Consider the following 7,333-nt stretch of genomic DNA (forward strand, 5'->3'; position numbering starts at 1 on the left):
GGCGCTGGAGGAGGGGCGCGACCCCGGCGGCGGCGCGGCCGATCCGCCGCCCGGCGCCTATTGCCCCTTTCCCTCGGCCGGGGCATTGCGGAAGGCGGCGCGGCAGGGGGCGCGCCTGGTCGGCTGGTCCGATCTGCGTGCCGCCCTGTGCGCGCCGGTCGGTTGAGCGCCGCCCCGTCGTCCACCGCCCCTGCCAGAAGACGAGAACGCCCCGCGCTGATGCCAAGCTCCGCCGAACCGGCCCCGCGCTGCTTCCTGTTCCTGCAAGGGCCCATCACGCCGTTCTTCGACGAGGTGGGGGCGGGGCTGCGCGCGCTGGGCCATACGGTGCACCGCATCAACCTGAACCTCGGCGACAAGCTGTTCTGGCGCGGCCCGGGGGCGGTGGATTTCCGCGGCACGGCGGCGGAGTGGCCGGGCTTCGTGGCGGATTTCCTCGACCGCCAGGGCATCACCGACCTGGTGCTGCTGGGCGAGCAGCGGGACTACCACAAGATCGCCATCGCCGCGGCGCAGGCGCGCGACATCAGCGTGGCGGTCACGGATTTCGGCTATATCCGCCCCGACTGGATCGTGCTGGAGCGGGACGGGATGAACGCCGCCAGCCTGTTCACCCGCGACCCGAAGACCATCATCCGCACCGGCGCGAAGCTGCCGCCGCCCGACCTGATCGTGCGCCACCGCGACAATTTCAACCGCCAGGCCCGGTGGGACATGCTGTATCACCTGGCCAGCCTGCTGCCCTGGCCCTTCCCGCATTACCGCAGCCACCTGCTGCAGAACCCGGTGGCCTACTATCTCGGCGTGGGGCGGCGGCTGCTGGAGCGCAAGCGCGACAACCGCCGCGCGGATGCCATCCTGCAGCGCCTCTCCGGCACCGGGCCGCTGTTCCTGATGGCGATGCAGATGGAGAGCGATTTCTCCATCCGCGCCTATTCGAAATACCCGGATCTCGACACCGCGCTGCGCGAGGTGGCGGAGAGCTTCGCCGCGCACGCGCCCGCCAATGCGCAGCTGCTGGTGAAGGTGCATCCGCTGGATCCGGGGCTGAAGAACTGGCGCCGCCGCACCCGCGCCATCGCCGAGGCGGCCGGCGTGCCCGACCGCGTGCATTACCTCGGCGGCGGCAATCTGGGCGCCATTGTCGAGCAGGTGCAGGGCACGGTGACGGTGAACAGCACGGTGGGGCTGCGCTCGATCATCGACCACACGCCGACCTTCGCGCTGGGCGAGGCGATCTACCGGATTCCGGGGCTGGTCTTCCCCGGCACGCTGGACCGCTTCTGGACCGAGGCGGCGCCGCCGGAGAAGGCGCTGCGCGAGGGGTTTCTGCGCTGCATCGCGCACAGCCTGCATATCCGCGGCGTCTACTACAACCGCCCCGGGCTGGATGTGGCGGTGCGCGGCGCGGTGGCGCGGCTGCACCACCGGGCGCTGAACGAGCCGCTGGAGTCACTGATGTTCCCCCCCGACCCCGACATGCCCGGCACGGCGGCCCCCCGCCCCTGGTGAAACGGAGGGCGGGGTCCGGGGTGGCCCTGCCACCCCGGCGGGAGGGTGCGGGAGGGCGGCGCCCTCCCGCTAGTGGCCCAGCCCTTTCGACACCTTCTCATAAGTGCCCTTGCTGAGCCCCGGCCGGGCCAGGATGCGCTCCAGCTCCGCCCGCATCATGGCGCCACGCGCCGCGTCCTGGCGCTTCCAGTCGGTGAGCGGGGAGACGATGCGCGCCGCCATCTGGGTGTTCACCGCGTCCAGCGCCAGCACGACGCTGGCGAGGAAGCGGTAGCCCTCGCCCGAGGCGTGGTGGAAGGCGGAGGGGTTGCCCATGGCGAAGGCGCCGACCAGGGCGCGCACCCGGTTGGGGTTGCGCAGGTCGAAATCCGGATGGTCGGCCAGCGCCTGCACCTCGGCCAGCACGGTGTCGCGCTCGGCCATGGCCTGGATGGCGAACCATTTGTCCAGCACCAGCGGTTCCGCCTTCCAGCGCGCGTGGAAGCGGGCCAGCGCCTCCTGCCGCGCCGGGCCGCTTCCATGGGCCAGCACACGCAGCGCGGCGAGCTGGTCGGTCATGTTGCCGGCCGCGTCGAACTGGGCGCGGGCACGGCGCTCGCCCTCGGCGGCGTCGCCGGCGGCGAGGTAGTGCAGCGCCGCGTTGCGCAGCGCGCGGCGGCCGATGGCGGCGCCGTCGATGCGGTAGGGGCCGGCCTCGGCCAGCGCGTCGTGCAGCCCGGCGAAGCGCGCGGCGAAGCGGGCGCCGAGCGCCTGGCGCAGGAAGCGGCGCACGGCGTGGATCGCCTCGGGGTCGGCGGTCGCCATCTGGTCGGCGACGAAATCCTCCGATGGCAGGGGCAGGGATTCGGCGGCGAAGGCCGGATCCTCCAGCGCGTGGCCGAGCTGGGCGGCGGCGATGGCGGCGACCCCTTCCGGCAAGGCGAGCGGCCGCCTGGCGCGGAACTCCCCGACCAGGCGCAGCATCTCGGCCACCCGGTATTGCTGCGCCGAATCCCAGCGGACGAAGGGGTCCGTATCGTGCGCGGCGAGGAAGCCGAGCTGCTCCAGCGACAGGCCGGTGAGCCGCACCGGCGCCGAATAGCCGCGCAGCAGGGAGGGGGTGGGCTTGGCCGGGACATTCTCGAAGACGATGTCCTGCCGCGCCTCCTCCAGCAGCAGCAGGCCGGCGCCGGGCAGTTCCGCCCCGTCCGGGGCCAGCAGGCCGAAGGCGACGGGGATCGGTACCGGCAGCTTCTCCGGCTGGCCGGGGGTGGGCGGGATCGCCTGGGAGAGCGTGAGGGTGTAGCGCCGCGCCGCCGGATCATAGGCCTCCTCGACGCGCAGCTCCGGCGTGCCGGCCTGGGCGTACCAGCGGGCGAAGCGCGACAGGTCGCGGCCCGCGGCGTCCTGCATCGCGGCGACGAAATCCTCGATGGTGACGGCCTGGTTGTCGTGCCGGGCGATGTAGAGATCCATGCCGCGGCGGAACGCCTCGGCGCCGATCAGCCGGCGCATCATGCGCACCAGCTCCGCCCCCTTCTGGTAGACGGTGGGGGTGTAGAAATTGTTGATCTCGACATAGGAATCGGGGCGCACCGGATGCGCCATCGGCCCCGCATCCTCGGGGAACTGGGCGGCGCGCAGGCGGCGCACATTGGCCAGGCGCTTCACCGCCGCGCTGCCCATGTCCTCGGAGAAATGCTGGTCGCGGAAGACGGTCAGCCCCTCCTTCAGCGAGAGCTGGAACCAGTCGCGGCAGGTGACGCGGTTGCCCGTCCAGTTGTGGAAATACTCGTGCGCGACGACGGTCTCGATGCCCTCGTAATCCGCGTCGGTCGCCGTTTCCGGCCGCGCCAGGATGTACTTCGTGTTGAAGATGTTGAGGCCCTTGTTCTCCATCGCCCCCATGTTGAAGTCGGAGACGGCGGCGATGTTGAACACGTCGAGGTCGTATTCGAGGCCGTAGGTCTCCTCGTCCCAGCGCATCGCGCGCTTCAGCGAATCCATGGCGTGGCCGCAGGCATCCTCGTCGCCCCGGCGGACCCAGATGGCCAGCGCCACCTCGCGGCCCGAGGCGGTGGTGAAGCGGTCGCGCAGCGCCACCAGATCGCCCGCCATCACCGCGAACAGGTAGGACGGCTTGGGGTGCGGATCGACCCAGCGCACCCAGTGGCGGCCCTCCGGCAATTCCCCCGCCCCGTCCGGATTGCCGTTGGAGAGCAGCACCGGGCAATCCTCGCGCCCGGCCTCGATCGTGGTGGTGTAGCGCGCCATCACGTCCGGGCGGTCGGGGAAGTAGGTGATGCGGCGGAAGCCCTCCGCCTCGCATTGCGTGACGTAGTTGCCGCCGGAGCGGTAGAGGCCGGACAGCTCGCTGTTGGCGTCGGGGTCGATCTCCACCTCCGTCTCCAGGGTGAAGGCCGCCGGCACGCCGTGGATGCGCAGCCCGCCATCGCCACGATGCGCCAGCCGTTCCGGCGGCAGCGCCACGCCATCCAGCGCCGCCGAGATCAGGCGCAGCTCCTCGCCATCCAGCTCCAGCGTGTCGCCCGGCCCGGCCGCAGGGTTGCGGCGCAGCGCCAGGCGCGCCCGCACCCGCGTGGCCGCCGGGTGCAGCGACAGATGCAGCTCCACGCTGTCCACCAGGAAGGCGGGCGGGCGGTAATCCTCGCGGCGGATGGTGGGCGGAGGCGTGGTCATGAGCGCCCTCTTGGTGCTGGACTCAAGGTTTTGTTCTTTTTTGAAAAAAAGAACCAAAAAACTTTTATCAGTTTGGCGTCCCGCCGTGCCGGGAGGCGGCGGCAGCCTGACAAAAATGCTTCAGGAAAAGAAGGAATCTCCCGCCTCACATTCCGCTTCCCGCGCCGCGCCGCGCCATGCCACGCTGCCCCGCCCCCGGCTGCGGAGAGGACGCGATGCGATTGCAGGATTTCCGCGTGCTGACCTTCGACTGCTACGGCACGCTGATCGACTGGGAAAGCGGCATCCAGGCCGCGCTGCTGCCGCTGCTGCGCAAGGGCGGGCTCATCCTGGAGCGGGAGGCGGTGCTGGAAGCCTTCGCCCGGCACGAGGCCGCCCACCAGGCCGAGACCCCCGGCCTGCCCTACAGCGAATTGCTGAGCGAGGTTTCCCGCAGCCTGGCCGATGAATGGGGCATCGAGGCCAGCGACGCGCTGCACGATGCCTTCGGCGCCTCCGTCCCGCTCTGGCCCGCCTTTCCTGATGCGGCCGAGGCGCTGGCCTATCTGAAGCACCATTACCGGCTGGTGGTGCTCTCCAATGTCGACCAAGCCGGCTTCGCGGGCAGCCAGGCGCGGCTCGGCACCGAGTTCGACGCGGTGTTCACCGCGCAGGAGATCGGCAGCCACAAGCCCAGCCTGCGCAATTTCGAGCACATGCTGGAGGCGCTGGACCGCCGCGGCCATCGCCCGGGCGAGATCCTGCATACCGCGCAAAGCCTGTTCCACGACCACGCGCCGGCCAAGCGCCTGGGCCTCGCCACCGCCTGGATCGACCGGCGGCAGGGGCAGGAAGGCTGGGGCGCCACCCTGCCGCCGCCCTCGGGGGCGGGGTATGATTTCCGCTTCACCTCGCTGGGCGCGATGGCGGCGGCGCATCGGGCGGAGGCGCTTGCCTGATACAGCGTGGCCAAGGGGGCGCCGCCCCCTTGGATCCACCCGGACCCCGCCATCAGGGAGGGGCATTCATGGCGGCGCGGTCTTCGCCTATCCTGCGGCGATGCCCCTGCACGACAGCTCCGCCCAGCTCGCGCAACGCCTGAAGACCGAGCGCGAGGCGCGCGGCTGGTCGCTCTCCGAACTGGCCGAACGCTCCGGCGTGTCCAAGGCGATGATCAGCAAGATCGAGCGCGACGAGGTCAGCCCGACCGCGGCGCTGCTGGGGCGGCTCTCCGGCGCCTTCGGGCTCAGCCTGTCGCAGCTGCTGGCGCGGGCCGAGCAGGGGGCGGGGCTGCTGGCCCGCGCCGCGGCGCAGCCCGTCTGGCGCGACCCGGAGACCGGCTTCACCCGCCGCGCCCTGACCCCCACGGCCGGCCCGCCCACGCCGCTGGAGCTGGTCTGGGGGGAACTGCCGCCCGGCCAGGCGGTCGAATATCCCGCCGCCGCCTTCGCCTTCATCCAGGACCAGCAATTGCTGCTGCTGGAGGGGGAGCTGCACTTCACCCAGGGGCAGACCGGGCACGCGCTGCAGCCGGGAGATTGCCTGCGCTTCGGCCCGCCGGACGCGGTGCGCTACGAGAATCGCGGCACCCTGCCCTGCCGCTACGTGATCGCCCTGCTGCGGCGCTGAGGCTTGGCGGCACGGCGCCGCGCGGCCTAGCCTCTCCCGGCGCGGCACGGGCCGGCGCAGGGAGAGAGACAAGCATGATCCACGTCATCGCGGTGCTGACCGCGCAGCCCGGCCAGCGCGCCGCGCTGCTGGCCGCCTTCCACGACAATCTGGCGGCGGTGCGGGCGGAGGAAGGCTGCCTCGAATACAGCCTGGCCGTGCCCGGCGCCAAAAGCCCCGCCAGCTTCGGCGAGGAGGCGGTGGTGGTGGTCGAGAAATGGGCCAGCCCGGCGGCGCTGGCCGCGCACGCCGCCGCGCCGCACATGCAGGCATTCGGCGCCCGCACCCGGGAGCTGGTGGCCAGCCGCGCCATCCATGTGCTGACCCCGGCCTGAGCCTCACTCCATGCGGATGTTGGCGCGCTGCACCAGGGCGGCGTAGCGCTCCGCCTCCTGCCGCACCAGGGCGGCGGCTTCCTCGGCGCCGCCCTGGCCGGGCAGGAAGCCGGACTCCTCCAGCCGGCGGCGCAGCTCGGGCTGGGCCAGCGCGCCCTGCATCGCCACCTCCCAGCGCCGCACCACCGGGGCGGGCAGCCCGGCCGGGCCCAGCAGCATGTACCAGACGGTGATGGCGAAGCCGGGATGGCCGCTCTCCGCCACCGTCGGCACGTCCGGCAGGGCGGCGACGCGCTCCGGCGTGGTCACCGCCAGGGCGCGGGTGCTGCCGGCGCGCAAGTGCGGCAGGTGCGTCGGCATGGTGTCGATGGCGAGGTCGAGCGTGCCGGCCAGCAGGTCGTTCACCACCGGGCCGGTGCCGCGATAGGGCACATGGGTCATGCGGACGCCGCTGGCCTGGGACAGCATCTCGGCGGCCAGATGCTGCTGCGTGGCGACGCCGGAGGAGGCGTAGTTCAGCCTGCCCGGATTCGCCCGGGCATGGGCCAGCAGCCCGTCCAGGTCGCGATAGGGGGCATTGGCCGGCACGATCGCCACCAGCGGCACGGTGCCGGCCAGGGCGATCGGGGTGAAGTCGCGCATCTGGTCATAGGGCGGCGGGCGCATCAGCGGCGCCACCACGGCCTGGGTGCTGACCGTGCCCATCACCAGCGTGTAGCCATCCGGCCGGGCGCGCGCGGCGGTGGCGGCGGCCAGGGTGCCGCTGGCGCCGGGGCGGTTCTCCACCACCACCGGCTGGCCCAGCGCCCCCTGCAATGCGGGGCCGAGCAGCCGGGCGATGATGTCGGTGCCGCCGCCGGGGGCGAAGCCCACCAGCATGGAGACGGGGCGGGTGGGATAGTCGCCGGCCTCGGCGGCCGGGGCGCGGCCCTGGGCCAGGGCGGCGGATCCGAACAGGGGCGCGGCGGCGAACCCGCCCAGCAGGGGTCGGCGTGGCAGCATGGGGTCTCCTCCCGCCCGGGCTCTGCGGCCCGGTGCATTGTCCGGCAATGGACAGGGGGAGCCTGCGCCGCCTGGCCCACCGGGCCAAGCGGAAAGACCCGGGCGGCCTCAGCCGGCGCGGAAGCCCGCCGCCGGGTGCGTGGCGCGCGCCTCAGCCA

6 protein-coding genes are annotated in these 7,333 nt (G+C 72.5%); 4 read left to right on the plus strand and 2 right to left on the minus strand.

The window, feature by feature from the left end:
* Positions 1-219: 219 nt before the first annotated feature.
* On the plus strand, positions 220-1,512 hold the full coding sequence (locus HMPREF0731_RS13555) for a capsule biosynthesis protein (RefSeq protein ID WP_007004714.1): 1,293 nt from the start codon (positions 220-222) through the stop codon (positions 1,510-1,512).
* 69 nt (positions 1,513-1,581) lie between these two features.
* Here HMPREF0731_RS13555 and pepN read toward each other — a convergent pair whose 3' ends face one another.
* Positions 1,582-4,191, minus strand: a complete 2,610-nt coding sequence (gene pepN / locus HMPREF0731_RS13560) for an aminopeptidase N (protein ID WP_040613336.1) — start codon at positions 4,189-4,191, stop codon at positions 1,582-1,584.
* A gap of 215 nt (positions 4,192-4,406) precedes the next feature.
* Here pepN and HMPREF0731_RS13565 point away from each other — a divergent pair, with 215 nt between their 5' ends.
* The 3 genes from HMPREF0731_RS13565 (at position 4,407) to HMPREF0731_RS13575 (ending at position 6,173) form a co-directional block, all read left to right on the plus strand.
* Positions 4,407-5,129, plus strand: coding sequence for a haloacid dehalogenase type II (locus HMPREF0731_RS13565; protein WP_007004716.1), 723 nt, complete (start codon positions 4,407-4,409; stop codon positions 5,127-5,129).
* A 100-nt stretch (positions 5,130-5,229) separates the two neighbouring features.
* A complete protein-coding gene (locus tag HMPREF0731_RS13570) occupies positions 5,230-5,799 on the plus strand; it encodes a helix-turn-helix domain-containing protein (RefSeq protein ID WP_007004717.1) in 570 nt (189 codons plus the stop codon).
* Between the two features lie 74 nt (positions 5,800-5,873).
* Positions 5,874-6,173, plus strand: a complete 300-nt coding sequence (locus HMPREF0731_RS13575) for a putative quinol monooxygenase (RefSeq protein ID WP_007004718.1) — start codon at positions 5,874-5,876, stop codon at positions 6,171-6,173.
* A gap of 3 nt (positions 6,174-6,176) precedes the next feature.
* Here HMPREF0731_RS13575 and HMPREF0731_RS13580 read toward each other — a convergent pair whose 3' ends face one another.
* Complete coding sequence (locus HMPREF0731_RS13580; protein WP_007004719.1) at positions 6,177-7,175, minus strand: Bug family tripartite tricarboxylate transporter substrate binding protein; 999 nt, start codon at positions 7,173-7,175, stop codon at positions 6,177-6,179.
* Positions 7,176-7,333 lie beyond the last annotated feature (158 nt).

Source organism: Pseudoroseomonas cervicalis ATCC 49957 (assembly GCF_000164635.1).
Lineage (GTDB): Bacteria > Pseudomonadota > Alphaproteobacteria > Acetobacterales > Acetobacteraceae > Pseudoroseomonas > Pseudoroseomonas cervicalis.